Origin of the sequence: Brevundimonas sp. (assembly GCF_036676055.1) — a bacterium.
Taxonomy (GTDB): Bacteria; Pseudomonadota; Alphaproteobacteria; order Caulobacterales; family Caulobacteraceae; genus Brevundimonas.
In genome coordinates this window covers 1-2,328 of record NZ_JAKFDS010000015.1, presented here as the reverse complement: position 1 = coordinate 2,328, position 2,328 = coordinate 1, and the positions used below count along the sequence as shown (strand labels likewise).

General features: G+C 69.6%; 3 protein-coding genes. 1 reads left to right on the top strand and 2 read right to left on the bottom strand.

Going from position 1 to position 2,328, the window contains the following annotated elements; translation table 11 throughout:
- Positions 1 to 436: 436 nt before the first annotated feature.
- Positions 437 to 910, bottom strand: a complete 474-nt coding sequence (locus V6M45_RS02245; protein WP_332653714.1) for a hypothetical protein — start codon at positions 908 to 910, stop codon at positions 437 to 439.
- Positions 911 to 964: 54 nt separating this feature from the next.
- Entirely contained in the window at positions 965 to 1,834 is an 870-nt protein-coding gene (locus tag V6M45_RS02240) for a 50S ribosomal protein L11 methyltransferase (RefSeq protein ID WP_332653713.1), read from the bottom strand.
- A 43-nt stretch (positions 1,835 to 1,877) separates the two neighbouring features.
- On the opposite strand from V6M45_RS02240, the gene V6M45_RS02235 reads away from it, so the two are divergent.
- Positions 1,878 to 2,328 (top strand): hypothetical protein (locus V6M45_RS02235; protein WP_332653712.1); only part of this gene is annotated, 451 nt, incomplete at its 3' end.

Sequence of the window (2,328 nt, the reverse complement as noted above, 5' to 3'; positions counted from 1 at the left end):
GGCTTCATCGCTCGACCACAGCCCGCCGTCATCGAGAACGTGGATCCGACGCCCTCCCCGTCGACGGGATGGGAGGAGTCTAGACCGGGGTCTTCCTATGGCGCGCTCAGGACGCTGACCCGGAAGCGATGTCATGGGGAAACAGTCGGTTGGCCGAAAACAATAGGACGGCGGCGCATTAACTTGCAGCGCAACAATTGCCGCTTTCGTCATCCTCCGGCGAGGCGAAGCCGAGACCGGGGGACCCAGCGGCGCGCGAGAGCGCGAAACTGCCGGGAGCTCCGCGGAATACCGCAGCCTGCCTGAACAGATCGCCTTCGGCGCCGCTGGGTCCCCCGGTCTGCGCGGCTGCGCCGCTTGCCGGAGGATGACGAAAGCAAGGGAAAGCTATCCGTCCCTCCCCATTCGCTACGCGAACGGGGAGGAGAGGCGCCCGTCAGTTCTGCGGCGTCGTCGGCGTCACCACCGCGGTCCCGCTCGGCGCCGGGACCTGAACCTCGCGTTCGATCACCACCGGGCTGACGGCGCGAGCCTCGGCGGCGCGGGCCTCGCTGGCGGCGCGGGCGGCCTCGGCCTGCGAACGGGCGGCGTCGGCGCGGGCGATGTCGACGCTGGCCTGGGCGCCGGCCACCTGGCCCTGCACGAGGGCGGCGTCGGCCTGGGCCTGGGCTTCCACGGCGTCGAGCTGGGCGTCGAGCAGGGCTTCGTCGGTCTGGGGCGCGCCGCCGCGGGCGAACAGGATCCACAGCACGGCCAACAGGACGAGGGCGCCGAGGATGCCGGCGATCCACCAGCCGGTGTTGGACTCGCGCACCACGACCGTCTCGACGGTCTCGGTATAGCCGGGCTCGACCGTACGGATGACCTCGACGGTTTCAGTGTTCGGGTTGTTCGGATCGTACTGGGTCACGGGCAAGTCTCCATTGAACTGCCGCAACGGCTCCGGTTGGCGTCCGTTCCGCCGTTAACCCACCCGTCTCAGAACCAGGGCGCTCCAGGCGTCGCGGCGGATGCGGCGCTCCAGCACGAAGCCGCGCGACAGATAGGCCGCCGTGACGCGGCGTTCCTGGGTCCGCAGCAGGCCCGACAGGATGGCGACGCCGCCGAGGGCCAGGGCCTCCTTGATGTCCTGGGACAGGCTGACCAGCGGCGGGGCGAGGATGTTGGCGAAGACGAGGTCGTAGGGCCCCTGCCCCCGCACCTTGCGGTCGTTGAGGCCGAAGGCGTGGACGAAGCGGGCGTTGGCGAGGTTCAGTTTTGCGTTCTCGTTGGCGATCCGGACCGAGGGCTCGTCGATGTCCGTGCCGACGGCGACCTTCGACCCCGTTTTCGCCGCGGCGATGGCGAGGATGCCGGTGCCGCAGCCGACGTCCAGCACCCGCTCGAACCGCTCGCGCTTCAGCAGCTCGTCGAAGGCCAGCAGGCAACCGACCGTGGTGCCGTGGTGGCCGGTGCCGAAGGCGGCGCCGGCGTCGATCTTCAGATTGACGGTGTTTTTCGGCACCACGCCCTGATCGTGGGCGCCGTAGATGAAGAAGCGGCCGGCGCGCACCGGCGGCAGGCCGGACAGGGACATGGCCAGCCAGTCGGCGTCGGCCAGTTTCTCGACGATGACGGTCAGACCCTCGTGCGCCTTCAGGCGCGCCTCGATGCCGCGCACGTCATCTTCATCATTGGGAAAGGCGTCGATCCGCCATATGCCCCGGTCCTCGTCTTCCTCGAGGATCGAATAGGTGGCGCCCTCCAGCAGCGGGTCGGAATCCAGGGACACAGCGGCGGCCTCCGCGATCGCTCGCGGACCCCTCGCGATTATTTGAACTGCGGACTCGGACATTTCTCAAACACCGCTATCATTGCGAATCGAGACACGCGCTGGCGTGCTCTCCTGCGCCAGCATCAACCAACTGAACCGAGGGGTCGGGGAAACCATGGCTAAAGCACCGTCCAAGTCGAGCGCCGCCAAGCCGAAGGCGGCGACCGCCGCTTCCAAGCCGAAACCGGCGGCAAAGTCGAGCGCCGCGAAGCCGGCGGCCGCGAAAGCGCCCGCAAAAACCGCCGCCGCGCCGAAGCCGGCCGCGGTGAAGACGCCCGTCGCCAAGGCGGCGCCGAAGGCCGCGCCCAAGGCTGCTGCGAAGGCCGCTCCGAAAGCCGCTCCGAAAGCCGCCGCCAAGCCGGCCGCCAAGGCCGCTGCTCCGATCAAGGCCGCCGCTGTGAAGCCGGCCGCCGCGAAGGCCTCCGCCGCCAAGGCCGCGCCGAAAGCCGCGCCCAAGGCCGCTCCGAAGGCTGCTGCGAAGACGACGGCCCCGAAGGCCGCCGCCGCGCCGAAAG

Coding starts and splice junctions, on each gene's coding strand:
- V6M45_RS02240 (WP_332653713.1), bottom strand. CDS start 1,834: ATGTCCGAGTCCGCAGTTCAAATAATCGCGAGGGGTCCGCGAGCGATC.